Source organism: Micromonospora tulbaghiae, from assembly GCF_900091605.1.
GTDB lineage: Bacteria > Actinomycetota > Actinomycetes > Mycobacteriales > Micromonosporaceae > Micromonospora > Micromonospora tulbaghiae.
This window is the reverse complement of record NZ_FMCQ01000007.1, coordinates 23,231-49,076: the sequence shown is the minus strand read 5'-3', so window position 1 is coordinate 49,076 and position 25,846 is coordinate 23,231. Positions and strand designations below refer to the sequence as shown.

Sequence of the window (25,846 nt, the reverse complement as noted above, 5' to 3'; positions counted from 1 at the left end):
GGGGTACCCATGCCGCAAACACGCTCTGCTGACCTGCTCGCCATCTACCCGCACATCACCAGCCGGGACCGGCACCTGCTCCACCTCCTCGACGACCATCAGGTCCTGACCACCGATCAGATCCACCAGCTGTTCTTCCTGGCCCGACGCACCTGCCAGATCCGCCTCAGCGAGCTGTACGGGCTGGGCCTGCTGGACCGGTTCCGGTTCGCGCGCACCGGCGGCGGCAGCCATCCGTGGCACTGGACCCTCGGCCACAACGGGCGTCGTTTCCAGGCCGCCGCCCACGAGCGCCCCGAGCCGACCGCCCGGGCGAGCCGGCAAGCCGTGCAACGGGTGTCGGCCAGCCCGACCCTGACCCACCTGCTCACCGTCAACGAGTTCTTCGTCCGGCTCAAGACCCACACCCGGAGCCATCCCGAGGCGCGTCTGGACCGGTGGTGGTCGGAGCGCACCACCACCCGGCAGTTCCGCACCATCACCGCCGACGGCCACGGCATCTGGACCGCCGCCGGCGCCAGCGTCGGGTTCTGGCTGGAGGCCGACACCGGCACCGAACCGCTGGGCCGGCTGATCGGCAAACTCGACCGCTACGCCACCCTGACCCGACGCGTCGGCATCCGGTACCCGGTGCTGTTCTGGCTCGGCAGCGCCGCCCGGGAGGAACACCTGCACCGGCTCCTACGCGGGCGACGCGGCGACGTCCTCGTCGCCACCGCCACCCATGACACGGACCCGGCGCAAGCGGTGTGGCTGCCGGTCGGCGCCACCGGCCGAGTCGGGCTCGCGCAGCTACCCACCGACCACGGTCAGCCGGTGGCGGACAACCCCAACTTCGACGACGGAGTCTTCGTCCTCTGACACGACCTGTCAGCCGACCCGCCGGAACCTGTCAACGCAGGTGAAGCACATGATCACGATTACTGGTCGAGGACGTGCTGTCAGGTCACGACGCTACGGTGCAGCTTCTTCTCTTTTGTTCGCACCGCAGCCCGTCTGTTCTCCCCGGATCTGCCCGCGCCAGCGGGTCACCCCTCAGCCCACCATCCGGTCGGCCCCGTGACCCCGCCCTCCGCCTTTCCCGGCAGCACTCCACCACAGACGCCGCATCCCGGTGGCACCACCACATCCGCAGTCGAACCGCGCCTTCGCGAAGGGAGCACCTTGTCATGCCCGCACTCACCAACACGTCCCTCACCGACCAGGTCATCACCGTCTGCTTCGCCCCCGGCCAGGACGCCGACTGGTTCGCCGCCTCCGAAAAGGTCCACGACCTTCTGCAAGCCAACGGCACGCCGTCGCGCCGCTACCGCGTCCGACACCGCCGCCTCATCGGCTGGCTGACCCGCTTCATCGGCTACTACCTGCTCGACGCCGCCCACCGCTTCGGCGCGATCACCATCGCCGCCGGCGGCCGCAAGAGCCGCCTCGACCTGACCGGCACCGCCGCCACCGCCGCACACGACGCCGCCCTGCGCTGGCGTGCCTGGCACGCCCACGTCGCCGCGACCACTCCCCCGGCCCGGCCGTTTGAGGACTACCTCGCCCAGCACCACACCGATCCCGCCAAGGTCAGCGCGCATGAGGCCCGCCGACGCTTCGAGCAGCAACCCCGCGTCCTGGCGATGCTCGCCCACCACCTCGACCCATACGAACTGCCCGCCTACCAAGCCGGCGAAGCCACCTACACCGGCCTGCACTGGCGCATCGCCCTGGTCGGCGACGCGCTGATCACCACCGACGGTCGCCTCCTCACCCCGGCAGGCGGCTCCGTCGCCGACCGGTTCCGCTTCCTCAACGACGCCTGCGCCTACCTGCGCAGCCTCGACCCACGCGCGCGGCTGTGCGCCGTCACCATCACCTGACACCCCCCGACCCGAAACACCACGGCCGGTCGCAGCCCCGCTGCGACCGGCCTTCGCCATGTCCCACCGTTGGAAGGAGACCCCTGATGTTCCTGACCGATCCGGTGCTGCGGCGCATCGCCGCCGACACCAACGACGTCCTGCCCGAGCAACAGTGGCGCCACGACACCGCCACCGCCGAACCGATCGGTGACCTCGCCCGCCTCCTGCACAAGACCGCGCTCGACTTCACCGACAGCACCACCAACCTCGACCAGGCCCTCACCCGACTGGGTGCACTCGCCGAAACAGGCCGACGGGGACTGGCTGCGCACGCTGGCCTGTACCTCCCCGGTCACCACCAGGTCGTCACCGATGCGCTCGCCGCCCGCGAGCGGCACACCGTCCTCGGCGTCACGCTCACTGCCTGCTACGGGGCCTGGCGCAACCACCGGCCGATGAACGAAGGCGACGAGCGACACGTGCTTCTGCGGCGTTGCGACCCGTCGCGTGGCGTGGCGACCCTGCAGCGCAAGGATCCGGACACGTGGCTGGTGATACCCGACGCCGAAGCCGCCGCCGCCTTCGACATCCCCTACCCGCAGCGCATCGTCGGCGAGGTCACCCGCACCGAACGGGGATGGGCACCGACTGCCTACGTCGCCCGTGCGCATCAGGTTCCGCTCGCCACGGTGTATTCCCTGCCAATCCGGGGTGAGCTCACCTCGGCCTGCCGGACGCTGCTGCGCTGGTGGAACCTGCGCCACTCCGACGCCTGGCACAACCGCACTCCCGCACAGCTCACCCCCGCCGAACTCGCCCACCTCACCGACTGACGGGGCAGCGTGATGCCGCACCTCAACCTGGTCGAGCGGTGGATTACTGCGGCGACCGGCCGCACCCTCGACCAACACGCCGTTGACCCCATCCCCGCCGCCGCGCACCTACCCGAGGCCGCCGACGATCTCCGGCACCTACGCGACGAGCTGCTGCTCGCCGTCGACCACCTGCGCACCAGACTCCTCAACGAAGACGACCTACATGCATCCGCCGCCGCCATCACGGGATCGGCGAAGACGATCCAGGACCTGGCCGGCGAGTACCGCGACGCCCACGCTCGAATCGACGCCCTCATTGGCGACGAGACGCGGACCGCCTACGCGCTGACCCACCCTGGGCAGCAGATACGTCGGCGCTACGTCGACCCCGGCGACACCGTGCTGGTCGTTCTGCCGCACACCGACTCCTGCCGCGCCCTCAACCTCGCGGGACAGACCGCCCACGTCAGGGTGGGCAGCTCCGACGCCAGGTTTCGGCCGCCCGGCAGCGTCAGCGCGGTGCGGCTGTCCCACAGCGATGCAGGTATCTACCGGGACCGTACCGAGGGCCGCGTCTACACGCTGCAGCCCGCGGCAGGCGCGCCCACCACCTCGGGCCGGTAATCGACCGGTCTCATCCCGGTGCCCTTCACCGGCGACGAATGGCACACCTCGCACGGCACGGCGCTCCCGACGCGCGCCTGCCACCCCGGTTATCACCCGCGACCCCGGCTCACCATCCGGGCGGCCTCACTCGCGCCGCTATCCGAACCACGTCCTCAAGAAAGGAACCCCATGAAAGACCTGTCCCTGACGCCTGCAGCACAGGCTGTCCTCGACGCCCTGACCGATCTCGGTCAGGGCGATGTCCATGAGCTGGTCGACCGCGCCGGAAAGGCTCGCTCGACCACCGACAAGGCACTCAAGACCCTGGCCGACGCCGGCTTGATCGTGCCGGTGGACACGGACGCCGATGCGGCCGACGGCGCGTCCACCCGGTGGGCCCTGCCCGCCCCGGACGGCGCCGCCGCTGCGGAACCGGACGCTGCCGTCGATCTCGGCGACCAGCAGACCGCCGCCGCGGACGAGAACGAGCAGCTCACCGGATCGCACCTCGACACTTCGGCGAGCGAACCTGCCAACGGCGACGCAGCTGATCCATCCCGCGACGACCACGCGGACAAAGCGCCGGATGAGGCGGGAGACGAGACCGACCAGGACCACAGCCGCGGACGCGACGACGACAGCAGCGAGGCCGGTGAAAGCTCCGCCGTCGTTGCGGCGCAGCCAGCGCGGCCCGGTGACCGCAAGGTCATGGCCATCAAGGGAGTCCTGGCCGACTACGGCGACGTCGGCGCCACCATCGACCTCATCGTGGTCGAGAGCGGCATCGGACACGCCACCGCGTCCCGGCTGCTGACCGCGATGGAGCAGGCCGACGCCGCCCGTCGACTGCCCGGCCTACCCGAGCGGTGGGTCGCCGGCCCGACCAGAGCCAGTGAGGTGGACCCGAATCCGGAGCCGCCCCGCTGCCCGCTGTGCTCCCAGGTCATCCGCGGCCAAGCAAGCATGCCGATCGCCGCAGCGGCGGTGCTGCCCCTGATCCGACCGGACGGCACGCTGCACGTCGTCGACGCAGACGGCGAGACCCACGTCGTCGCCATGCCGCTGCGCGCACCCGGCCGTACGCCGCGCGTCGCCCGCAGCACGGGCCCGCGCGGTGACGGGACCGTCAACGCCGACGGCAGCCCACCGTTCGGCCGCGGCGAACTGGAAAGACTCACCCTCGACGTCCTGGCCGCCAACCCCGGCCAGCAGATGACCCCGCAGGACATCGCCACCGTGCTCGCCAGCCAACTCGGCCGCGCTATCAGCTCCGGGGCCGTGCGGAACAACTGCACCAAAGCCGCCGCCAGCGGCCGGATCGTCCTGGTCTCCGACGCGCCGCTGACCTTCGTCTACCCGGCGCAACCCGACAGTGACAACCCCGTCGAGGCTGACGCGGGCAGCACCGACCAGTCCTGACCAACGCCACTTCCCTGCGGGGGGCCGAGCCGCGTGCTCGGCCCCCGCCAGCGCATCGAGAGGAGAATCCTGTGCCGCACGAACTTGAGACCTTCACCGACGGAACGACTGCCTTTGCCAGCGCACGCCTGTCGGCCTGGCACCAGCTCGGCACCGTCACGCAGAACACGATGAAGGCCGAAGAGATCATGGCCGCCGCCCGCCTCGGCGACTGGGGCGTACGGACCATCCGCACCGTCGGTATCGACATCGTCAACGGCGTCGAGGTGCAGGTTCCCGCCGACGACAAGCGAATGACCGTCCGCCGTAACCCGGTCACCGGCCAGACCGAATACCTGGGCATCGTCGGTACCGACTACACGGTGGTCCAGAACGAGCAGTGCGCCGAGATGCTCGACCGGCTCGTCGATCAGGTCGGCGGCGCCCACTTCGAGACCGCCGGCAGCTTGCGCCGCGGCAAGAGCGTGTTCGTCACGATGAAGCTGCCCGACGTGATGGAGATCGCCGGGGTGGACCGCCTCGATCTGTACCTCATCGGCACCACCTCCCACGACGGCAGCGCCGCCCTGCGGGTGGACGCCAGCCCGATCCGGGTGGTCTGCGCCAACACCCAACGCGCCGCCTTCCAGCACGCCGTCGGCCACTACACCTTCCGGCACACCTCCAACGTCAACTCCCAGATCAGCCAGGCCCGCGAAGCCCTGGGCCTGATGTGGACCTACATGGAGACCTTCGAGAAGGCCGCCGAACGGATGCTCAACGCGGAGCTGACCATGCGGGAGTTCGAGAACGTCGTCGCGCAGGTATGGCCGGTCAAGGACACCGCGTCCGAGCAGGCCAAGAACAACGCCAAGCAACGCCTCGGCACCCTCAAGTACCTGATCCGCGAGGCCGACACCCAGAAAGCCATCACCGGCAGCCGGTGGGCCGGATACCAGGCCATCACCGAATACCTCGACCACTACCAGCCCGCCAAGAACGACCTCGTCCGCGCCAACCGGGTGCTGACCGGCAACACCGGAGACCTGAAAGTCGCCGCCTTCGACCTACTGAAGATCTGACCGCACACCCGTCTCCGGAGCAGCGGTCACCGCGCCGCTGCCCCGGAGCCGAAGGAACGGCCACTCCCACGTGACGCCGCCCAGCACCCGAAGGCTCGATGCAGACCAGAGGACCCGCCGATGACCGGCCACCTCCGCCACCCCCGCAATCCACGGCAGTCGGTATGTGGCCTACCCGCCACCGACGTGCAGCGGTGGGAAGCCGACAACCCGCCGCGCATCGACGACACCTGCGAGGACTGCTACACCCTGCTGCCCGAAGCCGCCCGACCCGACGACGCCAACCACCCGCCGGGCGACGCCACCCTCATCGACACGTTGCGACGCATCGTCACCGCCCGGCAGTACGCCAAGATCGACGGCGTGCTTGTGGACATGTGGTCCGCCAGCGTCACCGTCCTCATCTGGGACAAGCTTCGCGAGGACAAACGGCAGCGGCTACTGACCCTGCCATCACACGAGCTGATCCTCCGATGCATCGCGATCTACCGCCGCGTCACCGAGGACCAGACGGCCAAGGACCAGTCCAGGCACAACCGAGGTACAGAGGTCTGAGGGCAGCCGGTGTTGACGCGCCGCGCACTCATCCGCCGATCGAGCAAATGAGGTGGGCCGCCCACGTAGGCAGCCCACGGTCATTCTCCGCTTCATCACCTTCGAAGGCCCTCCATGCACCGCGCCTGCCGCCGCCGTTGAGCCTGTTCACGACGGCTCCTGTCCGATCTGCAATCCCAGCCTTATTGAGAGACCGCCGCCATGACCAGAGCCATCACCGGCATTGTCAGCCTCGTCGTCGTTGCCTGCCTCGGCCTGCCCATGCTCCTGCTGACGGCCGTCATGGGCGGCGGCTTCAACGGGTGCGGCACCGCCGCCACACCCAACATGCATCCCTCCGGGCGACCGCCTACCGTCGGCGCCTGGGATGCCGAGCAACTTGACGTAGCCGCGACCATCATCGACACCGGCGTCACCAAGGGCATCCCTCGATGGGGCTGGATCATCGCTATCGCCACCGCCATGCAGGAATCCCGCCTCCGCAACCTGCCCCATCTAGGCACCCGCAACGATCACGACTCCATCGGAGTGTTCCAACAACGCCCCAGCCAGGGATGGGGCACCGTCGAACAACTGTCTGAACCCGCCTATCAAGCAGGCAAGTTCTTCGACAAGCTCCTCACAATCTCCGGCTGGGAATCGATGCCACTCACCCAGGCCGCCCAGGCGGTCCAAGCCTCGGCCTACCCCAACGCGTACGCCACATGGACCAACGATGCCCTCCGCCTGGTAGAGCAGCTCACCAGCACCCTCGCCGACTGCACCGCCGATGCACTGGCCGCCCTACCTGCCGGATTCACGCTGCCCTCCGATACCCCGCCAGCGGTGACAACCGCGGTGTTCTGGGCCGCTGCCCAGCTCGGCACGCCCTACCACTTCGGCGGCTCGTGCACCGACCCGCACTCCAACGACCCCGACAAACAGTGCGACTGCTCATCCCTGATGCAAGCCGCCTACCGAGCAGCCGGAATCTCCATCCCCCGCATCACCACCGACCAAGCCAACGCCGGCACACCAGTAGCCAGCCCGACACGCCTGCTACCCGGCGACCTCATCCTGATCCCCGGCAGCAACGGCACCCCGGCCCATCCACGCCACGTCGGCATGTACCTCGGCGGAGGACTCATCATCCAAGCACCACAGACCGGCGACGTCGTCAAGATCACTCAGCTGAGCAGCTGGATCGACCAGATCGCCACGATCCGACGGATCGTTCAGGAGCCTGCTTGAGAAGGGCCTTCCTGGGTTCGGGCAGTCGATGCCGCCGGATGCCGCTTGCCGGGCGCCGGGCCCTCGCATCTGCTCAACCTTCGACTGATGTGCGACTCGACGATCCGGTTTCGACACTCACGACGTGTGATCGGTAGACGCGGACTGGCGCCCGGATCGCGGCAGATGAGGATGCTGCTCTATCATTGTTCCGTCTCTAATGGGGTCGCATACTGGACGTATAATGGAGTAGCTGTAATGAGCCGGCGGCTTTTGTCGGCGCGTGGTCCCGGCAAGATGCAGGTTATGCGGGCCCATCCGGACATCCAGGTAGCGGTATTTCGGGCGAAGGCAACGTCCTCAAGCGCCTCTAAAAGGCCCCACAAAAGTTCTCCCTCACCGCGGTTAAAACCTCGGATTGCATGCTCAACCTCGAAGGAGTGGCGTTGCTGTCCTGAGTCAGCGTTGCCCTGTAATGGCAACCCTGCTTCCTCCAACGTGCCGAACAACTCAGCTAACACGGTAAGGGTGTATTCGAATCTTGAGCCGTATGCCATGCCGTAGGAACGTACGACCCTCGCCATATTGGCCTCGCTCACCACCCCCAGAAGATGCTCCGGAGAGCCATGTAGCAGCAGCCTGGGCGAGTTGACTGACTCCCGTACCGCCTCGTCAACGAAGACGGCCACTGCGCCGTCGGCCGCAGGTAGGACTGCTTGGTTGAGGGGGAGCTCAAACTCGACCCACTGCCCAACCTTGGCGTCGGCATTTGTGTACCACCCGGCGGACCTTGGCGAAACCTCCAGCTCGGCTACAACTACGTCAAGATCCACACCGCTGTTTGAAGACTTATCCGGTGCCGCCGCCTTTAGACCGCCGATGCCGGGAATCTTGACTTCGCCTTCGAGCTTGACGCGATTTGCGAGGCTCTTGCGCTTTTGCGATACAAACTGCGCAAGCTTGGCCTCAGACAGATAGATAAGTTCCCGCACCCCATGCCCCTTTATCGCTGCCTGAAGGTTGTAACGCCGGTCTTTCCGCCTTCGTCTTAAAAGTAATTATTCCACTCGTGTCAACCACCCAAATAGTGTCGATTCGACAGGTGTCGCAGTTAGTGGCACTCACTGGGACCACAGAGTCCAAGTGTTCGCTTAACCGCGACCGGCTTTCGATTATGTGGAACGCACCCACATCGGCAGGTCCAGACGCCACCTGAGCTCGATGAACGTCAGGTCACATCGCCTACCGCACGGCACCGCCGAGGTCGGTCGAGGCTCCAGTCGTTAGGTTGGTGGGCGAGTCCGCGCCGGGCGGCTCCCCCCGATGCGTCATGTCGTTGTCCCTAAGCGCACGGATCGTGGCGTTGTGACGTGTTGGGTCATATACGGTCCAACTTCGCACCGAGCCGGGCGGCCAAGGCGATCGTGTCTTCGCTCGGTTGAGCGTCGAGGTTGGTGAGCACTCTCGTCAGGGCGCGAAGAAGGGTACGAATGCCGTCCGCATCGCCGAGGGCGTGCCGGGCGTGCATAGCCTTGGTGTAGAGGGCTTCGTTGTACCGGTCTAGGACGATGGCTTTGTCCAGTAGGTCAGATGCGGCCTGCGGGTCTGGCTTAAGCAGGTCGTCGGCGAGGAGTAGGTGGGCTTCAGTGCCCCAGCGGCGCACCGTCTCGCGGTGGGGCTGCAGCCACTCGTAGTCCTGCCCCTCGGCCAGTGGCGCGTCGTAGAGCTCGCAGGCGGCGGTCAACAGTTCATGGCGTCGCGGTCCGGTGGCGATGGTGGCGCGGCGCATGAGGTCGCGGAGAGTCCACACGTCGACTTCGACCGTCGTCGGGTCGAGTCGGTACCGGCCGGCGGTTTTGATGACGTAGGCGTTTTTCGTCTCGGCGGTGCCAGCACGGCCGAGGACGTGTCGCAGGTTCGAGGCGTTGGTGTGTACGCGTTGGTCGGCTTGGCTGAGGCGGGCGTCGGGTTCGAGGTATTCGCCGATGTCGCGGGTGGTGACGCCGTCGGGGTGGCAGGCCAGGAAGACGGCGAGTTCGAGGGCTTTGGCGCGCAGGGGCCGACCCGGTTTGGTGATGTCCTCGATTCGCGGCGGGCCGAGCACCCGAAGTCGGGCCTTCCCGACGACAGCGGCGGAGGGAGTTGCAGTTGCCGCGGGCTGATCCTGAGATGCCGCGTCGTTCCGGCTGGCGTGCAGGGCAATGACCGTGGCCGGTACGGCTGGCGAGGTTGTCGCTGGAGGTTCTCCGGTTTGCGCTTCTCGCAGCGTGCTCAGGGTCTGAATCGCTGTGGTGGGTTCGAGCACGGGTAGGCGCGGCGGCAGTGGTTCGGTTGGCTGACCGGATATGAGGGTGGTCTGTCCGTCTGGGGCTACCTCGATGGTGACGCCGAGGTGCCACTCACCCAGCAGTACCCCGAACACCTGCCTGCTGGCGCCCGCGGCTAGAACCGCTTTGACGCGGGCTTCGGCTGCTACGGCTGGTGTCTGGGCGATGAGGACGACCGGAGGCAGGACCTCTGCTTCCGCAGCCTTGGGTTGTTGCTGCCTTTCGGGGTCGGTCAGCGTCTGTTCGTCGAGAAGGCGGCTGCGGTGCAGCAGCTGGGTCTCGATCTTGGTGAGGGCGTCGTCAAGGGTGTCGGTGATGTGCAGCCGCGGCCATGAGCTGACGGTCGTCATATCTGCGCCGAGCAGCGTGGTCAGGGTAGCGCCGTCGATGACGACCTCGCCACGCGCGTCGGGGTGTTGCGGGTCGCCGGAAGCCAGCACTGCTACGAGGGTGGCGCGTGCGGCGGCAGCTGCGCCGTCGCCGACGAGGCCGACGCCACCGGACGGCAGCGGGACAAGGGCGGCCACTGATGCCCCGTCGTCGGGGTGCGGGAGTTCGGGGTTTCGGGCCACGGCACGGCGTAGCTCGGCCACCGAGGGCGGCAGGTCGGTGGGTGGATCGTCGTGGGGGTCACCGGTGTAGCGGCGCCGGCGCTGCCGCCACACCAGGACTGCGGCCGCGCTGATGGCGGCGGCGAGGGACCAGGGAAGCCACTCCGCGGAGGTCAGCTGCAAACCCCGCTGGTGGTCAGCGTCCTGCGGGCGTTGCGCGCCGTCGGCTTCCGGCGAGGACGAAGGCCGCGTGGGAGCGTCGGTGGGTGACCCGGGATCCGGTGCGGCGGATGTGGTCGGCGAAGAGCTCCTGGGCGTGGCAGCCGTCTCATGGTTTTCCGTGGGCGGATCGGTGGGCTGCGGGGCTTCCAGCGGGTTGCTCGGCGGCGGGGATGGGGCGACGGCGCCGGGTCGCGGTGAGCGCGGGCGGCGGCCCGGGATGGCGGCCTGTGGGGGTTGAGCATCGGCGGGTAGCCGCAGTTCCCAGCCCGGGTAGATCAAGTCGCAGTCACGCAGTGTGCCGCCAACCTGGGGAAAGTGGCGGTGCTTGTTCATGCGGCAGATTTCCGGCCAGCGGCCGACGTCACCGAGCCACTCCTTGGCAATCTTCGACAGGGTGTCGTGTCGCTCGACGGTGTACAGGTAGCGGGTGTTGCCGACCTGAATCAGCGCCGGCCCCTGCGCGAGAGCTTGCTGAGGAACAGCCACTGCCTCGGCCGCGTCGATGGCCGCCGATGGTCGAACGCCGCCGGTGTTCAGTTGGCCGACGGAGGTGACGGCAATGGCCGCGGTGCCGGCCAGTCCGAACACGAGCCGGTGCAGTGGTGCGGGAAGCCGTAGCACCGGGATCCGCCATCGGGTTACCAGCGCGATCAGCTCGGCGATCAGCAGCAGCGCGAGCACGGCCCACAACAGCCACACCGCCCACACAGCCGCGCCCGCCAGGACGGTCGAGGTGAACCGTTCGTTCGGCTGCTCGAACCATGCCACCACCTGCGTCCACGACGGCCACCTCCGCAGCGGGCTTCCGTCAAGGGACACAAGCAGCGCCGGTACCCCGGCCAGGAACACGACCGTGGCTACGGTGGCCCGGACCGGTCGGATCACGGAGGACACCCGCCCCGCTGTGTGGCGCGGCGGTGTCGACGCGGGCGGGACGTACACCGTGGGACGCGCGTATTCGGCTAGCCGGTTGCCGCTGTCCGGGGATTGCTGCGACATCCTGTCCGTCCCCCCGCTTGGTAGATCCCTTTCCTCTCGCATACACGGCGATACCCAGCGAAGGCCATCCTGTTAGGAAGGATTCTCACCATGCGCGCACAATCGATCACGGGACGAGAACGTGGTTGACGATCCACTCCCCGGTCGGGAGAGACTGCCTCGCATGCCAAGCGGGGGCACGCGACTATCGATCGATCTCACGTCGTCGGCAATCGCCGCCACCGTCGACCGCGATGGCACCCGGATCCCCGTCCTGCTCAACGGCCGCATCGTCATGCCGCACGGCATCGTGATCGACCCCGCCGGTCAACTCCACCCCGGCGTCAATGGACTGCCGGAGCCCTCGGTAGGTCACCAGTTCATCCGAGACCCGGTGGACCTCCTGCACGCGGCTGACGCCGAGCCGCCGGTGGACGCCGTACAACTGCTCGCCGGGCAGTTGTGGTACATCGCTGACCAGGCAGTCCGCCAAGTCGCCGTACCGGTCGCCGCTCTGACCGTGACCATCCCTTCGGCCTGGGGACCGCGCCGACGGGGGCATCTCACCGACGCGGCAGCCCGGGCGGGCCTGCCCGCACCGGCCATGGTCACCGCGCCAGCAGCACTCGCCGCTTACGCGACCGCAGGCCACGTCCCGGATGGCACATGTCTGCTGATCTGCGACGCCGAGCGGCGTCCAATCACGCTGACCGTCCTGCAAGCCAGCCTCGACGGGTACCAGGAACTCGCCACCCGCCAGGTGAGCCCGAGCCGCGACCTGGATCGAGACCTCGCGCAGCACCTCTTGACCCGCAGCATCGCAGACGACCCCCCACAACGAACCGAAAAAGAGGCCACACCCGAGCCAGCCGACGCGGCACTGCTGGAGTCCATCCGCCAGGCCAGGACCGCCCTCTCCACTCAGGCACGCGCACCCGTTCTCCTGCCGTCGCCCCGGCCGCCGGCCGTTCTGACCCGCGATGACGTCACCGCCGCAGCGCAGCCCCTCCTCGACGATGCCGCCAATGCCGTCCAAGGCATCCTTGACGCCGCCGACATCGGCCAGCAGCACCTCAGTGGCGTGATCCACCGGGAAGCCAGAGCAATCCCGGGCCTTCAGGAACGCCTCGTGGCCGTCACCGGGCACACTCCGATCGCCCTCGACGGTCACTCCCACGCCCTCGCTGACGGCGCCCTCGCGCTCACCGCAGCCCATCAGCAGACAACAAGCACCGCCAACGACACCGCACTGCCACGAGTTCGGCTCCGCGTCCGTGACCTGACCAGCGCCATCATCCTGGGCGTCTGCTCGCTCACCGTGCTCCTACAGACCATCCTCACCGCGGACATCGTCACGACCTACTCCGTCCAGGTCGTCGGCGTCCGCCTCTCCCTGCCTCAACTGGGCGTCGCCGGTGCCCTCACCATGCTCACCGCATTCGCCGTGGCGCACCTCGCCCCCACCACCTGGCTCGCCGGCACCACCGACGCAGCCACCTCTAGACCCACCACCGGCCACCTCATCAGACGCGGATACCTCGCCGCCGCCGTCGGCGGATCAACCGCCGCCGCCCTCTACGGCCTCGCCACCGGCACCGCCGTCCAGTTCGGCTACGAGCCATACCTGAAATGGACGCTCGGCTCCGCACTCCCCCTCGCTGTCTGCGCGGCGATCATCGCCGCCACCGCTCCCCGCATTGCGGCTCCGCAACTGTCCTACTGGCTCGCGCGCACCCGTCCGGCGGCCCTGCCCGCCGCCATCGCAACCACCGGCATCTGTCTCATGCGCGCGGCGATCACCCTCACCCCACCGGTCGACCTGACCGGCATGCCCGGCCTCATCGGCAGCGCCGGAGCAGCACTGCTCGGCATCGCCACCGCCCTGACCACCAGCCGAAGCCGCACCACCCGCACCATCACGGTCCCCGGCCTCGCCATCGGCTACGCCATCGTCTTCACCAGCGACACCAGCAGCGCTCTGCTGGTCGGTTACCTCGTCGCCCTCACCTGGTGGGCCGTTCAACTCGCCGCTTACACATTGCGGCTCGCCTACCCCGGCACCGGGCAGGCATTGCGCCGACTCGCGGGCAGCAGCCACACAGCCTGACGAGTCGTCAGAGCAAGCACCGCCGCCAACCCTCGGGACTCACCGCTGTCCGGCCAATGACGGCGCCACCGGGGTGAGCACCAGGCAGCGCTCCAACAGATGACGGCCCGCCGATCTCGGCGGGCCGTCCATTCAATCCAGCCAGCCTGCCGAGCCTCTCTGCTCGGCGGGCCATCCGCGCATGCCCTCTGACGCAAGGAGGTCACCGGTTCCACGCGCCCGGATATCGCAGACCACGACCAGCACCAACCCACACATCAGCCTGACCGAAAGGCAATTGACGATGAGAACACTCCAGAGCTTCCCAATCTGCATCGAGATGACCGGGTGCGCGAGCACCGCGCCCCGGATCGCGCGTTTCCACACCCAGTTCGGTACGGGGACGCACCGCGTCTCGCAACTGGCGAGCGAGGGCTCGACTGACGCCCTCTGTCCGCCATCCAGCGGTCCGCAGGACCAGGGGGACGCCGTCCGTCCGCGATCGATACCGAGCCTGCGATGCCTCTTCGAGGACGAGCCCAGCCCTTGGCTTGACCCATGGGGGACACGACGGATGGATAGACGGCCACAGCTGTCAGATGCCGCGCCCGCGGGTCGTAGCGACGGCCCCGTTCACCCCCGGCCCCAGCAGCGCCGGGCCAACGAAAGGAAGCATGATCCATGCCCGCCCCGACCCCGAACCGGCCCGGAATTCAGACCACGTGCCGACGCACGCAGGCCAACTGCCAACCGCACGACGCGCCGCTGGCAGCCCGGTTCGACCGACGTCCTGGACCGGCGATGAACGGCCCCGCCGCCTCCGAATGGCGACCAGACCCACTCCTGACCATCGACGACCTCGCGGCCTGGTTGGGCAAGCCCAAGAACACCCTCTACGCCTGGCACAGCCGAGGCAAGGGCCCTCGCGCCATCCGCGTCGGCAACACCCTGCGCTACCGGCGCAGCGAGGTCGAGCGCTGGCTCGAAGACCACACCGACGCGGAGCGGTGAACCATGGCCCGACCTGAACTGGCCATCGGCACCTCCGGAAAAATCCGGATCGAGAAACTCGGTCCGAAGAGATTCCGGGCACGCGCCCGGTTCCGCGACTACGACGGCATCACCCGCGACATCGAGGCCACCGACGCCACAGGCCCGGCCGCCGAACGGGCCTTGAAGGTCAAACTCCGCGACCGTGCCACCCCCACCGACGACGAGATCACCCGCGAAACGCGCATCAGCGCCCTCGCCGAACTGTGGGTCGAAGAGATCACCGCCGAGGAACGCATCGCGCCACAAACCATCCACCGATACGCGACCAGCGTCCGCACCTCGATCTTGCCCGCCCTCGGCAACCTCCGAATCCGGGAAGCCAGCGTCGGACGCCTGGACCGGTTCCTGCGCGACATCGCCAAGGACCGCCCTTCAGCCGCCAAAGGCGTGAAGGTCGTACTCAGTCAGATGTTCGCTCTGGCCGTACGTCACGGCGCCATCCCCACCAACCCGGTCCGCGACACCGGCCGACTCCGCAAACCCCGTCGCACCGTCGTCGTCCTGTCCGCCGAGCAACTCCAAGCCGTCCGTACGGCGATCCGCGAATGGCAGCGACCGATCCCTGGTAAGCCCGGGCCTCGGCACAGCGGCGACCTGGCCGACGTCGTCGACCTCATGCTCGCCACGGGCGCCCGTATCGGCGAGATCCTGGCCCTCCGCTGGGAGGACCTGGACCTCGCCGCCGAACGACCAACCCTGACGATCTGCGGAACGCTGGTCTTCATCAAGAGCCAGGGCTTCTTCCGACAGCCCTGGACCAAGAGCGACGCCGGCTACCGGAGGGTCGTCCTCCCCCGGTTCGCGGTCGGCATGCTCATGGCCCGCAAACTCACCGCCGCGGACAACCCCCACGACGCGATCTTCGCTTCCCGACGAGGCACCTGGCTCTCCCCCAACAACGTCCGCCGTCAGTGGCGCCAGGCCCGCGCCGAAGCCGACCTCGACTGGGTCACCCCGCACACCTTCCGAAAGACCGTCGCCACCCTGATCAAGGAGGAGATCGATACCAAGAGCGCGGCAGCGCAGCTCGGGCACTCCAGCGAGGAGGTCACCGACACCTACTACATCGCCAAGCCGTTACAAGCCCCAGACGTGTCCGGCATCCTCGAACGGCTCGGCAGCCACCCGAGCAGCCAAGGATCGTCGCCAGGAGAGAACGATGCACACCGATGACGAACTTGGTTGCCGCACCACGTAAACGGGGGGTTTTCGGGGGGCGGTTCAAATCTCCATCGAAGAAAATCAAAGCCCTGACCAGCGTTCCCGCTGGTCAGGGCTTTTTCTTTGTCGGGACGGCCGGATTCGAACCGACGACCCCTTGACCCCCAGTCAAGTGCGCTACCAAGCTGCGCCACGTCCCGATGCCCCCGCCAGGTCTCCCCCGCGGCAGCCGGTACAGCTTAGCGCAGGATCTTCGCACCGTGCGCAGAGGCCCCTCCCGCGCCGCGCGCCACACCCCCTAGAGCATCCTAGGAGGGTGGGCGCGGCAAGACCGAGCGACAAGCAGAGGGTCAGCCGTGGGCCTTGCCCCGGCCGCCGGGGCCCAGCTTCTTGCGCGGGCGTACCGAGATCTCGATCGGGCTGCCCTCGTAGCCGAACTCCTCGCGGAGCTTGCGCTCGACGAAGCGCTGGTAGCCGGCGTCGAGCGGCCCGGTGGTGAACAGCACGAACCGCGGCGGCGCCGCCCCGGCCTGGGTGGCGAACAGGATGCGTGGCGCGCGCCCGCCGCGTACCGGGTGCGGGGTGGCCTGCACCAGCGCGGTGAGCCACTGGTTGAGCTGCGCGGTCGGGATGCGCGTCTCCCAGCTGGCCAGCGCCTTGCGCAGCGCGGGCGCGAGCTTGTCGACGGCGCGGCCGGTCTTCGCGGACAGGTTCAGCCGGATCGCCCAGGGGATGCGCCGCAGCTCCCGGTCGATCTCCTTGTCCAGGTAGTAGCGGCGGTCGCCGTCGACCAGGTCCCACTTGTTGAACGCGATGACCAGCGCCCGGCCGGACTCGACGACCATGGTGAGGATCCGCTGGTCCTGCTCGCTGATCACCTCGCTGGAGTCGATCAGCACCACGGCGACCTCGGCCGCCTCGATCGCCGAGGCGGTACGCAGGCTGGCGTAGTACTCGGTGCCGCTGGCCTTGCCGACCCGCTTGCGCAGGCCGGCGGTGTCGACCAGCTGCCATGTCTCGCCGCCGATCTCGACCAGGCTGTCGACCGGGTCGACCGTGGTGCCGGCGACCGAGTCGACGACCGCCCGCTCCTCGCCGGAGAAGCGGTTGAGCAGGCTGGACTTGCCGACGTTGGGGCGACCGACCAGCGCGACCCGGCGCGGGCCGCGCGGCCGGTTCTCCACGATCTTCGGCGCCTCGGGCAGCGCGTGCAGGATGGCGTCGAGCAGGTCGCCGGAGCCTCGGCCGTGCAGCGCCGACACCGGGAACGGTTCACCGAGGCCGAGCGACCACAGCGCGGTCGCCTCCATCTCGATGGTGGTGTTGTCGGCCTTGTTCGCGACCAGGATCACCGGCTTGGCGCTGCGGCGCAGCATCTTCACCGCGGCCTCGTCCACGTCGGTCGAGCCGACCATGGCGTCCACCACGAACAGCACCACGTCGGCGGTGCCCACCGCGATCTCGGCCTGGGCGGCGATGGCGGCGGCCCGGTCCTTGGCGTCGGGTTCCCAGCCGCCGGTGTCCACGACGGTGAACGACCGGCCGTTCCACTGCGCGTCGTAGGGCACGCGGTCCCGGGTCACGCCGGGGATGTCCTCCACGACCGCCTGACGGCGGCCGATGATGCGGTTGACCAGCGTGGACTTGCCGACGTTGGGTCGGCCGACCACTGCTACGACGGGCTGCGGGCCGGTCGGCTCACCGGAGTCGGCCTCCGGCTCGCGCAGTTCCACCCAGCCACCGAAATCATTGTCACTCATGCCACGCCCCGCTCGGTGAGCATGTCCCGCAGGCGGGCCACGACCTCGTCGATGCCCAGCTCGGTGGTGTCCAGCACCACCGCGTCGGGGGCCTGCTGGAGCGGGTTGACCTTGCGGGTCGAGTCGAGCCGGTCCCGGCGGGCCAGGTCGGCGGCTGTCGCCGCGACGTCGGCCGCGTCCTCGGCGCTGCGTCGCTTCGCGCGCGCCGCCTCGGAGGCGGTCAGGTACACCTTCAGCTCCGCGTCCGGCGCGACCACCGAGCCGATGTCCCGGCCTTCGACCACGATCCGGCCCGCGTCGGCGATCACCCGCCGCTGCCGGTCCACCAGCAGCTCGCGTACGGCGGCGACGGCGGACACAGCGGACACCGCCTTGGTCACCTCGGCGCCGCGGATGGCGGTGGACACGTCGGTGCCGTCGACGGTCACGGCGTACCCCTGGGGGTCGGTGCCGATGCGGAGGTCGGCCTCGGCGGCGACCTTGGCCACCGACTCGGTGTCGGTGAGTTCCACGCCGGAGCGCAGGACCGCCCAGGTCAGCGCCCGGTACATGGCGCCGGTGTCGAGGTAGCGGGCGCCGAGGCCCGTGGCCAGTCGCCGCGACACGGTGGACTTCCCCGAACCGGACGGCCCGTCCACAGCGACCACGCATCGCCCGGCCGGTACGTTTTCCTCCACCGTTGTCCTCCTCAGCCCGTACCTCGCGGGTCGCCCGGTGTGCCGGGCGCCGTTGAGCGGATGTTCCGTCTTGAATCATGCCCGCGCCGCGCGGGCGTCCCGCCGGGCCGGCGTGTGCCGGCCCGCGGACCGCGTCGAAGCCTACCGGGAGCCGTACCCCGATCGTCGGGGTCAGTCACCCACGGCCTTGAACAGGGCGGCGACCTCCGCGTTTGTGAGCCGTCGCATCCGCCCGGTGCGCAGGTCGCCGAGCTTGATCGGACCGATCGAGGTACGGATCAGACGGGACACCGGGTGTCCCACCTCGGCCATCAGGCGCCGGACGATGTGCTTGCGCCCCTCGTGCAGGGTCAGCTCCACCTGGGCGGTTTTGCCCAGCGTGTCGACCAGCTTGAACCCGTCGACCTTCACCGGCCCGTCCTCCAGCTCGACGCCGGAGGTCAGCCGCTTGCTGAGGTTGCGCGGGATCGGCCCGGCCACCTCGGCGAGGTAGGTCTTGAGTACCTCGTACGACGGGTGCATGAGCTTGTGGGCGAGGGTGCCGTCGTTGGTGAGCAGGAGCAGGCCCTCGCTGTCGGCGTCCAGTCGCCCGACGTGGTAGACCCGCTGCTCGAGCCGCGCGCCGATGAAGTCGGCGAGCTCGGTGCGGCCCTTCTCGTCAGCCATGGTGGTGACCACCCCGCGCGGCTTGTTCATCGCCACGTAGACCAGGCGGACGTCGGCCTGCAGCCGCTCCCCGTCGACGACGATCACGTCGCGGGCCGGGTCGGCCTTGTCGCCGAGCTGCGCCACCCGTCCGTTCACGGTGACCCGGCGCCGGAAGATCAGGTCTTCGCAGGCGCGCCGGGAACCCACCCCCGCGGCGGCGAGCACCTTCTGGAGGCGCTCGGCGCCCTCGTACACGGGGGCATCGGGCTTCGGGGCACGGTCATCGCGTCGCATCGGCAAGCTCTTCTACGTCGTCGGGAAGGAACGGGGCGAGCGGCGGCAGGTCGTCCACCGAGTTCAGCCCCAGCTTCTCCAGGAACATGGTGGTGGTCCGGTAGAGGTAGGCACCGCTGTCCGCTTCGGTGCCGCACTCCTCGACCAGGCCGCGACCCACCAGGGTACGGAGCACCCCGTCGCAGTTGACACCCCGGATGGCCGAGATGCGCGAGCGGGTCACCGGCTGCCGGTAGGCGACCACGGCGAGGGTCTCCAGCGCGGCCTGGGTCAGCCGCACGGACTGCCCGTCCAGTACGAACCGTTCCACGTACGTCGCGTATTCCGGCCGGGTGTAGAGACGCCAGCCACCTGCGGCCCGGCGCAGGTCGAACCCGTGCCCTGCGGCGGTGTATCCGGCGGCGATCTCGTCGAGCATCGCGCCGACCCGCTCGGGGGCCTGTTCGAGGATCTCGGCCAGGACCAGCTCGCTGACCGGCTGATCCACCACGAGCAGGATCGCCTCGAGGGCGCCGCGCAGCTCCGCGTCGTCCAGGACCGGTGCGGGCACCGGTTCCGGCGCCGTCCGGCGCCGTCCCCGCTTCGGGGGTACGCCCTCAGCACCCGCTCCCCCGCCCGCCCGCTGCGCCGCGTCCCGCGCGGGCGGACCGACGTCGTCCCCGGTCCCGCCCTCTGCCGAGATCTTGGTACGGTCCCGCCCCTCGGAGGGCGCCCCCGTACCAAGATCCGGCGCGGGCGGGACATCTGCGGCGGTCTTGGAAGGAATCGGCCCCTCTGAGGGCCCTTCGCTTCCAAGATCCGCCGAGGGATCTGGTGTCGCGTCGAGATCTGCTCCTGCGGAACTTGAGGTGTCCGCGATCTCGGGGTCCGGCCGCTCCGCGGGCGCGTCGGAGTCGTCCGGGGCGGGCTTGGGCGGGGTGGGTCGCTCCCACGGGGGCACCCAGGCGGCGGCCTGGTCGGCCAGGGAGTCGGGGCGTTCCTGGTCGCTCATCCGTTCACTCCTGCGTCGGTGCGGATTCGTCCGCCGCATCGGCGGGCACGGCGGCGGCGGATGCGGCATCTGCGGCGACGTCGCCCCGCACGGCGACGCCAGCGGATCCGGCGGCATCGTCGGCCCGCCCAGCGGCGGCGCCGGCCGAAGAAGCATCTGCGGCGTCGGCCGGCGCGGCGGGGGTGGACGTGGTCGTGGGTTCGGGGGTGCCGGCGTACTCGTCGACAGTCAGCTCGGCCTCGCCGTCGGCCGGGCCGGTCCAGCGAACGGTCAGTTCCTCCAGCGCCTGCTCCTGTACGAACGCCACCAGGCCCTGCCGGTACAGCTCCAGCAGCGCCAGGAACCGGGCCACCACCTCGAGCGTCATCTCACAGTCGGTGCAGAGCAGCGAGAACGTGGCGACCCCGGCGCGGCGCAGCCGATCGGCGATGATGCCGGCGTGTTCGCGGACGCTGACCCGGACCATGTGCACGTGCGCGATGGAGACCTCGGGCACCGGTTTCGGGCTCATCGCCTTGACCGCGAGTTTGCGCAGCCGCTCCGGACCGATGCCGAGCACCAGGTCGGGCAGCGCCTCGGCGTACCGTGGTTCGAGGGTGACCGCCCGCGGGTAGCGCCGGCCGCCGACCGCCTCCAGCTCGGCGATGTGCGCGGCGGCCTCCTTGTACGCCTTGTACTGCAACAGCCGGGCGAACAGCAGGTCCCGCGCCTCCAGCAGCGCCAGGTCCTCCTCGTCCTCGACCTCGGCCGACGGCAGCAGCCGGGCCGCCTTCAGGTCGAGCAGCGTGGCGGCGACGAGCAGGAACTCGCTCGTCTCGTCCAGGTCCCACTGGTCGCCCATGGCGCGCAGGTAGGCGATGAACTCGTCGGTGACCTTGTGCAGGGCGACCTCGGTGACGTCCAGCTTGTGCTTGCTGATCAGCTGGAGCAGCAGGTCGAACGGGCCGGTGAAGTTGTCCAGCCGGACCGTGAAGCCACTCGCCTGCTCGCCGGCGCCCGGGGCGGCGGGCACCACACCGTCGACCTCGGCGGCCAGTTCCGCGGCGACGGCGGGGGCGCCGGGGCCGTGCGGCGGGTCGAGGGGCGGTGCGGTCACCGGGAAACCGTAGACGACGCGGCGGGCGGGCGGTGTGCGCCCTACCGGTCCGCCTGGGCGGCGATGACCTCCCGGGCGAGCTGCCGGTAGTTGCGCGCGCCGGAGGAGGCCGGGTCGAGGGTGGTGATCGGGGCACCGGCCACCGTGGACTCGGGGAACTTCACCGTCTTGGTGATGACGGTCTGGTAGACCTTGTCGCCGAACGCCTCGACCACCCGCTGCAGCACCTGGCGGCAGTGGGTGGTGCGGCTGTCGTACATGGTGGCGAGGATGCCTTCGAGTTCCAGGTCGAAGTTGAGCCGCTCGCGCACCTTGTCGATGGTGTCCAGCAGCAGCGCCACACCGCGCAGGCTGAAGAACTCGCACTCCAGCGGGATGAGCACGCCGTGCGCGACGGTGAGCGCGTTGATCGCCAGCAGGCCCAGCGAGGGCTGGCAGTCGATCAGGATGAAGTCGTACTCCTTGCGGATGGTGCGCAGCACCCGCGCCAGGGCCATCTCCCGGGCGACCTCGTTGACCAGCTGGATCTCGGCGGCGGAGAGGTCGATGTTCGCGGGCAGCAGATGCAGCCCGGCCACGTCGGTCTTGATCAGGACGTCCTCGGCCGTGACGTCGTCCTGCATCAGCAGGTTGTAGACCGACAGGTCCAGGTTGTGCGGGTTGACACCCAGCCCGACGGAGAGGGCGCCCTGCGGGTCGAAGTCGACGAGCAGCACCTTTCGGCCGTACTCGGCCAGGGCCGCGCCCAGGTTGATGGTCGTCGTGGTCTTGCCGACGCCGCCCTTCTGGTTGGCCATCGCGATGATCCGCGCCGGGCCGTGCCGGTCGGTCGGCATGGGTTCGGGGATCGGCTTGCGCATGGTGTACGCGGCCGGGTCGGCGGGGCCGAGATCGGCGCCCAGCGTCGCCTGCTGCTCACGGAGCTCCGACGTCCAGGTCTCGGCACGGTCACCGTTTCCTGCCATGTCCTCGTTGCCCCCTCCCGACGACCACCCGGCGTCGGAGCCGTCCGACGTCCCTCGCGGCGCCGCTGCGCACCTCCGGTCCGTCGCACCTGGAGGCCCGCGCCGATGCCGACTGTACGCCACCGGCCAGCAGCGCGTTCGGTAGCGGGTCGGCGTGTCGGCCGCCCGTCAGCCGGGTCTCACGACGTCGGCGCTCAGCGAGCCCGGGGATGGGCTGTCGCGTACACCTCGCGCAGCCGCTCCACCGTCACCAGCGTGTAGACCTGGGTGGTGGTCACCGAGGCGTGGCCGAGCAGTTCCTGCACCACGCGCACGTCCGCGCCGCCGTCGAGCAGGTGGGTGGCGTACGAGTGGCGCAGCGTGTGCGGCGAGACCGCGTCGGGTCCGTCGACCGGCAGGCCGGCGCGGGCGGCGGCGGTGCGCAGCACGGCCCAGGCGCCCTGCCGGGTGAGCGGGCCGCCGCGGGCGTTGACGAACACCGCGTGGGTGCCGCGCCCGGCGGCGAGCAGCGCCGGACGGCCCCGCACCAGCCAGGCGCGCAACGCGTCGGAGGCGTACCCGCCGACCGGGACCAGCCGGGTCCGGCCGCCCTTGCCGCGCAGCAGCACGGTTCCGCCGTCCAGGTCGAGGTCGTCGACCGCCGCGCCGACCGCCTCGGAGATGCGCGCGCCGGTGCCGTACAGGAATTCCAGCAGCGCCCGGTCGCGCAGCGCGCGGGCGGCGGCGTCGCCGGTGGCGCCGGGCAGGCCGGCGGCCTCCAGCAGCCGCAGGACCGCGTCGACGGGCAGCGCCCGGGGCAGCCGGCGCGGCGGCGCGGGCGGGCGGACGTCGCGGCTGGGGTCGGCGCCGGCGAGTCCCTCGCGCAGCGCGAAGCGGTGCAGGCCGCGTACCGCGCTGGCCGCGCGGGCGGCGGAGGAGACGGCGAGCGGCGGGTGGTCGTCGTCGCCCTCGCGCAGCCGGGCCAGGTGGGCCTCGACCTGCGCGGGCCCGGCGGCGGCCAGGTCGTCCACCCCGGCCGCGGCCAGCGTGGCGAGGTAGCGGTCCAGGTCCCGGCGGTACGAGGCGAGCGTGTTCGCGGACAGCCCCCGTTCGACAGTGAGGTGGTCCAGGTAGGTCCGGACCGCACGGCGCAGGGCCGGCGCGGGTTCCGCGCCGGCCCTGCGCACCGCGGTCTCGGTCAGTTCAGCACCTCGTCCAGCGGCAGCACGTCCATGCCGTGCGCCTCGGCGACCGGGCCGTAGACGACCTTGCCGGCGTGGGTGTTCAGGCCCAGGGCCAGCGCCGGGTCGTTGCGCAGCGCCTGCTGCCAGCCCTGGTTGGCCAGTTCGAGGGCGTACGGCAGGGTGACGTTCGTGAGCGCGTAGGTGCTGGTGTTCGGCACCGCGCCGGGCATGTTCGCCACGCAGTAGAAGATCGAGTCGTGGACCTTGTAGACCGGGTCGGCGTGCGTGGTCGGGCGCGAGTCCTCGAAGCAGCCACCCTGGTCGATGGCGATGTCGACGAGCACGCTGCCCGGCTTCATCCGGGAGACCAGCTCGTTGGAGATGAGCTTCGGGGCCTTCGCGCCGGGTACCAGCACCGCGCCGATGACCAGGTCCGCGTCGAGCACGGCCCGCTCGATCTCGTACGCGTTGGAGGCGACGGTCTGCAGGTGGCCCCGGTAGATGGCGTCGGCGGAGCGCAGCCGGGCCACGTTCTTGTCCAGCAGCAGCACCTCGGACTGCAGGCCCAGCGCGATGGCGGCGGCGTTCAGGCCGGACACGCCCGCGCCGATGACCACGGTCTTGGCCGCGTACACGCCGGACACGCCGCCGGGCAGCACGCCCCGCCCGCCGCCGGTGCGCATCATGTAGAAGGCGCCCACCTGCGGGGCGAGCCGGCCGGCCACCTCGGACATCGGGGCGAGCAGCGGCAGCGACCGGTCGGGCAGCTCGACCGTCTCGTACGCGATGCCGGTGACCTTCCGGTCGACCAGCGCGTCGGTGCACTCGCGGGACGCGGCCAGGTGCAGGTAGGTGAAGAGCACCTGCCCCTCGCGCATCCGGTGGTACTCCTCAGCGATCGGCTCCTTGACCTTGAGCACCAGCTCGGCGGTGTCCCACACCTCGTCGGCGGTGGCCAGGATCTTCGCGCCCGCGGCGGCGAACTCGTCGTCGGTGATGCTGGAACCGACTCCGGCGCCTGCCTCCACGAAGACCTCGTGGCCGTGGCGGGTGAACTCGTTGACGCCGGCGGGCGTGATCGCCACCCGGTACTCGTGGTTCTTGACCTCGCGGGGGATTCCGACCTTCACGATGCAGACACCTTCCTCCGGGGCGGCTCACCCCCGACTGCGTGGCCGCGCCGGCTCCGTTGCCGGCGCGGTCCTCCTGTCCCGCCGGCGGCAGTCTAGGCCCGTGGGAAGCCCACGGACGGCGACACTGTGACATCCGGTGCCCGCTGGTCCTGACGGTGTGTCAGGCATGCCTCGGACTGCCCGGTGGAGACGCCATCCGCCGAGAGGACAAACTTCGATGACATCTTCCCACCGGCTGGGTGGCGAGGCCGACAGGATGTGAACCGATCACTATTGTGTCCGCTCATGACCACTCCTTATCAGCAGTACCCGCAGGGCGTCTCGGACAAGAGCAAGGTCGTCGCGGGTGTACTCCAGATCCTGCTCGGCGGCTTCGGCATCGGCCGGTTCTACATGGGCGACACCAAGACCGGTGTCATCCAGCTCATCGTCACGCTCGTGACGTGCGGCTTCGGCGCGATCTGGGGCCTCGTCGACGGCATCCTGATCCTCGTCAACGGCGGTGTCGACGGGCAGGGACGCCCGCTGCGCGACTGACTTGCGGCAAACGGAAGGGGCCGCCCGGCGCACTGCGCGCCGGGCGGCCCCTCGTCGTCTGCGGATCAGCGCGGCAGCGGCGCCTCCGGGCGGCGCAGCCCGGTGAAGCCGGTGTCGCGGGCGCGGGCGGCGGCGAGCAGCCCGGCCACGCAGGACGCGTTGGTGATCTCGCCGGCCAGCACCATCCGCACCGCCTCGTCCAGGTCCACCCGGACCACCTGGAGGTCGGCCTCCTCGTCGTGCCGGTCGTGGCGCTGGCCGGCCGGCACGTCGGCCAGGTCGCGGGCCAGGAAGACCCGCACCACCTCGTCGGCGAACCCGGGAGAGCTGTGCAGGTCGACGAGCACGTCGACGCGGCCGGCGGTCAGGTCCGCCTCCTCGGCCAGTTCTCGCAGCGCGGCGGCGGCCAGGTCCTCGCCGCCGACGTCCATCAGCCCGGCGGGCAGCTCCCACAGGTGCCGGCCGACGGGGTGCCGGTACTGGCGGATCAGCACCACCTGACCGGCGTCGTCGAGCGCCACCACCGCGACCGCGCCGACGTGACGCACGTAGTCGCGGGTCGCGCTGCCACCGCCGGGCATGGTGACGTCGTCGCTGACCACGGAGAAGATCCGGCCGGACCAGATCTCCCGGCGGCCGGTCACCTCGTACCGGTGCTCGACGCCGCTCACGCCGCCTCCCCGCACGCTCGC

General features: G+C 69.8%; 23 protein-coding genes and 1 tRNA gene. 12 read left to right on the top strand and 12 right to left on the bottom strand.

The genetic code is table 11. The annotated features are described in order from the left end of the window. Nucleotides 1-9: 9 nt before the first annotated feature. The 8 genes from GA0070562_RS20430 to GA0070562_RS20395 all read left to right on the top strand — a co-directional run bounded on the left by GA0070562_RS20430 (nucleotide 10) and on the right by GA0070562_RS20395 (nucleotide 7,533). Complete coding sequence (locus tag GA0070562_RS20430; protein WP_091424721.1) at nucleotides 10-861, top strand: replication-relaxation family protein; 852 nt, start codon at nucleotides 10-12, stop codon at nucleotides 859-861. Nucleotides 862-1,169: 308 nt separating this feature from the next. Further along, a complete protein-coding gene (locus GA0070562_RS20425; RefSeq protein WP_091424717.1) occupies nucleotides 1,170-1,865 on the top strand; it encodes a hypothetical protein in 696 nt (231 codons plus the stop codon). 86 nt (nucleotides 1,866-1,951) lie between these two features. Continuing rightward, nucleotides 1,952-2,680, top strand: a complete 729-nt coding sequence (locus GA0070562_RS20420) for a hypothetical protein (protein ID WP_091424713.1) — start codon at nucleotides 1,952-1,954, stop codon at nucleotides 2,678-2,680. 12 nt (nucleotides 2,681-2,692) lie between these two features. Beyond that, nucleotides 2,693-3,286 carry a hypothetical protein gene (locus tag GA0070562_RS20415; protein ID WP_091425270.1) on the top strand — a complete coding sequence of 198 codons (594 nt, stop codon included), beginning with the start codon at nucleotides 2,693-2,695 and terminating at the stop codon, nucleotides 3,284-3,286. 171 nt (nucleotides 3,287-3,457) lie between these two features. Then, nucleotides 3,458-4,687, top strand: a complete 1,230-nt coding sequence (locus tag GA0070562_RS20410; RefSeq protein WP_091424710.1) for a MarR family winged helix-turn-helix transcriptional regulator — start codon at nucleotides 3,458-3,460, stop codon at nucleotides 4,685-4,687. 71 nt (nucleotides 4,688-4,758) lie between these two features. Next, nucleotides 4,759-5,748 carry a DUF932 domain-containing protein gene (locus GA0070562_RS20405; RefSeq protein WP_091424707.1) on the top strand — a complete coding sequence of 330 codons (990 nt, stop codon included), beginning with the start codon at nucleotides 4,759-4,761 and terminating at the stop codon, nucleotides 5,746-5,748. Nucleotides 5,749-5,868: 120 nt separating this feature from the next. After that, on the top strand, nucleotides 5,869-6,303 hold the full coding sequence (locus GA0070562_RS20400) for a hypothetical protein (RefSeq protein ID WP_091424703.1): 435 nt from the start codon (nucleotides 5,869-5,871) through the stop codon (nucleotides 6,301-6,303). Between the two features lie 201 nt (nucleotides 6,304-6,504). Next, the gene (locus GA0070562_RS20395; protein ID WP_091424700.1) at nucleotides 6,505-7,533 is read left to right on the top strand and encodes a C40 family peptidase; all 1,029 of its coding nucleotides are present in this window, start codon (nucleotides 6,505-6,507) and stop codon (nucleotides 7,531-7,533) included. Nucleotides 7,534-7,715: 182 nt separating this feature from the next. Here the strand turns inward: GA0070562_RS20395 and GA0070562_RS30005 are convergent, their stop codons facing one another. Together GA0070562_RS30005 and GA0070562_RS20390 are read right to left on the bottom strand one after the other, a co-directional pair. Then, nucleotides 7,716-8,504 (bottom strand): SAVMC3_10250 family protein, encoded by a 789-nt coding sequence (locus GA0070562_RS30005; RefSeq protein WP_139135472.1) that lies wholly within the window; start codon nucleotides 8,502-8,504, stop codon nucleotides 7,716-7,718. A 386-nt stretch (nucleotides 8,505-8,890) separates the two neighbouring features. Beyond that, complete coding sequence (locus tag GA0070562_RS20390; protein ID WP_254663830.1) at nucleotides 8,891-11,380, bottom strand: AfsR/SARP family transcriptional regulator; 2,490 nt, start codon at nucleotides 11,378-11,380, stop codon at nucleotides 8,891-8,893. Between the two features lie 394 nt (nucleotides 11,381-11,774). Here GA0070562_RS20390 and GA0070562_RS20385 point away from each other — a divergent pair, with 394 nt between their 5' ends. The 3 genes from GA0070562_RS20385 (at nucleotide 11,775) to GA0070562_RS20370 (ending at nucleotide 15,902) form a co-directional block, all read left to right on the top strand. After that, nucleotides 11,775-13,697, top strand: coding sequence for an acetate and sugar kinases/Hsc70/actin family protein (locus GA0070562_RS20385; protein ID WP_091424692.1), 1,923 nt, complete (start codon nucleotides 11,775-11,777; stop codon nucleotides 13,695-13,697). A gap of 780 nt (nucleotides 13,698-14,477) precedes the next feature. Next, nucleotides 14,478-14,687, top strand: coding sequence for a helix-turn-helix transcriptional regulator (locus GA0070562_RS20375; RefSeq protein WP_030504821.1), 210 nt, complete (start codon nucleotides 14,478-14,480; stop codon nucleotides 14,685-14,687). Between the two features lie 3 nt (nucleotides 14,688-14,690). Next, nucleotides 14,691-15,902, top strand: a complete 1,212-nt coding sequence (locus tag GA0070562_RS20370; RefSeq protein WP_091424685.1) for a tyrosine-type recombinase/integrase — start codon at nucleotides 14,691-14,693, stop codon at nucleotides 15,900-15,902. Nucleotides 15,903-16,016: 114 nt separating this feature from the next. On the opposite strand, the gene GA0070562_RS20365 is transcribed toward GA0070562_RS20370, so the two are convergent. The 9 genes from GA0070562_RS20365 to ald form a co-directional block, all read right to left on the bottom strand. Next, nucleotides 16,017-16,090 (bottom strand) — tRNA-Pro (locus GA0070562_RS20365). A gap of 150 nt (nucleotides 16,091-16,240) precedes the next feature. Next, nucleotides 16,241-17,650 carry a ribosome biogenesis GTPase Der gene (gene der, locus GA0070562_RS20360; RefSeq protein WP_091424681.1) on the bottom strand — a complete coding sequence of 470 codons (1,410 nt, stop codon included), beginning with the start codon at nucleotides 17,648-17,650 and terminating at the stop codon, nucleotides 16,241-16,243. Beyond that, entirely contained in the window at nucleotides 17,647-18,327 is a 681-nt protein-coding gene (gene cmk / locus GA0070562_RS20355; RefSeq protein ID WP_091424677.1) for a (d)CMP kinase, read from the bottom strand. The genes der and cmk overlap by 4 nt, the downstream gene beginning before the upstream one ends. 171 nt (nucleotides 18,328-18,498) lie before the next feature. Then, nucleotides 18,499-19,269 carry a pseudouridine synthase gene (locus tag GA0070562_RS20350; protein WP_091424673.1) on the bottom strand — a complete coding sequence of 257 codons (771 nt, stop codon included), beginning with the start codon at nucleotides 19,267-19,269 and terminating at the stop codon, nucleotides 18,499-18,501. Beyond that, nucleotides 19,256-20,260, bottom strand: a complete 1,005-nt coding sequence (scpB, locus tag GA0070562_RS20345; RefSeq protein WP_091424669.1) for an SMC-Scp complex subunit ScpB — start codon at nucleotides 20,258-20,260, stop codon at nucleotides 19,256-19,258. The genes GA0070562_RS20350 and scpB overlap by 14 nt, the downstream gene beginning before the upstream one ends. Nucleotides 20,261-20,264: 4 nt before the next feature. Continuing rightward, nucleotides 20,265-21,296 carry a segregation and condensation protein A gene (locus GA0070562_RS20340; RefSeq protein ID WP_420811447.1) on the bottom strand — a complete coding sequence of 344 codons (1,032 nt, stop codon included), beginning with the start codon at nucleotides 21,294-21,296 and terminating at the stop codon, nucleotides 20,265-20,267. A gap of 101 nt (nucleotides 21,297-21,397) precedes the next feature. Continuing rightward, nucleotides 21,398-22,321, bottom strand: coding sequence for a ParA family protein (locus tag GA0070562_RS20335; RefSeq protein ID WP_013285595.1), 924 nt, complete (start codon nucleotides 22,319-22,321; stop codon nucleotides 21,398-21,400). 194 nt (nucleotides 22,322-22,515) lie between these two features. Beyond that, the gene (locus tag GA0070562_RS20330; protein WP_091424660.1) at nucleotides 22,516-23,487 is read right to left on the bottom strand and encodes a site-specific tyrosine recombinase XerD; all 972 of its coding nucleotides are present in this window, start codon (nucleotides 23,485-23,487) and stop codon (nucleotides 22,516-22,518) included. A gap of 11 nt (nucleotides 23,488-23,498) precedes the next feature. Further along, complete coding sequence (gene ald / locus GA0070562_RS20325; RefSeq protein ID WP_091424656.1) at nucleotides 23,499-24,614, bottom strand: alanine dehydrogenase; 1,116 nt, start codon at nucleotides 24,612-24,614, stop codon at nucleotides 23,499-23,501. Nucleotides 24,615-24,839: 225 nt separating this feature from the next. On the opposite strand from ald, the gene GA0070562_RS20320 reads away from it, so the two are divergent. Next, nucleotides 24,840-25,154 (top strand): TM2 domain-containing protein, encoded by a 315-nt coding sequence (locus tag GA0070562_RS20320; protein WP_254663846.1) that lies wholly within the window; start codon nucleotides 24,840-24,842, stop codon nucleotides 25,152-25,154. 65 nt (nucleotides 25,155-25,219) lie between these two features. Here the strand turns inward: GA0070562_RS20320 and GA0070562_RS20315 are convergent, their stop codons facing one another. Beyond that, nucleotides 25,220-25,825, bottom strand: a complete 606-nt coding sequence (locus GA0070562_RS20315) for an NUDIX domain-containing protein (RefSeq protein WP_091424649.1) — start codon at nucleotides 25,823-25,825, stop codon at nucleotides 25,220-25,222. Between the last annotated feature and the right edge of the window lie 21 nt (nucleotides 25,826-25,846).

Coding starts and splice junctions, on each gene's coding strand:
- GA0070562_RS20430 (WP_091424721.1), top strand. CDS start 10: ATGCCGCAAACACGCTCTGCTGACCTGCTCGCCATCTACCCGCACATC.
- GA0070562_RS20425 (WP_091424717.1), top strand. CDS start 1,170: ATGCCCGCACTCACCAACACGTCCCTCACCGACCAGGTCATCACCGTC.
- GA0070562_RS20420 (WP_091424713.1), top strand. CDS start 1,952: ATGTTCCTGACCGATCCGGTGCTGCGGCGCATCGCCGCCGACACCAAC.
- GA0070562_RS20415 (WP_091425270.1), top strand. CDS start 2,693: ATGCCGCACCTCAACCTGGTCGAGCGGTGGATTACTGCGGCGACCGGC.
- GA0070562_RS20410 (WP_091424710.1), top strand. CDS start 3,458: ATGAAAGACCTGTCCCTGACGCCTGCAGCACAGGCTGTCCTCGACGCC.
- GA0070562_RS20400 (WP_091424703.1), top strand. CDS start 5,869: ATGACCGGCCACCTCCGCCACCCCCGCAATCCACGGCAGTCGGTATGT.
- GA0070562_RS20395 (WP_091424700.1), top strand. CDS start 6,505: ATGACCAGAGCCATCACCGGCATTGTCAGCCTCGTCGTCGTTGCCTGC.
- GA0070562_RS20385 (WP_091424692.1), top strand. CDS start 11,775: ATGCCAAGCGGGGGCACGCGACTATCGATCGATCTCACGTCGTCGGCA.
- GA0070562_RS20375 (WP_030504821.1), top strand. CDS start 14,478: ATGAACGGCCCCGCCGCCTCCGAATGGCGACCAGACCCACTCCTGACC.
- GA0070562_RS20370 (WP_091424685.1), top strand. CDS start 14,691: ATGGCCCGACCTGAACTGGCCATCGGCACCTCCGGAAAAATCCGGATC.
- der (WP_091424681.1), bottom strand. CDS start 17,650: ATGAGTGACAATGATTTCGGTGGCTGGGTGGAACTGCGCGAGCCGGAG.
- GA0070562_RS20350 (WP_091424673.1), bottom strand. CDS start 19,269: ATGCGACGCGATGACCGTGCCCCGAAGCCCGATGCCCCCGTGTACGAG.
- scpB (WP_091424669.1), bottom strand. CDS start 20,260: ATGAGCGACCAGGAACGCCCCGACTCCCTGGCCGACCAGGCCGCCGCC.
- GA0070562_RS20335 (WP_013285595.1), bottom strand. CDS start 22,321: ATGGCAGGAAACGGTGACCGTGCCGAGACCTGGACGTCGGAGCTCCGT.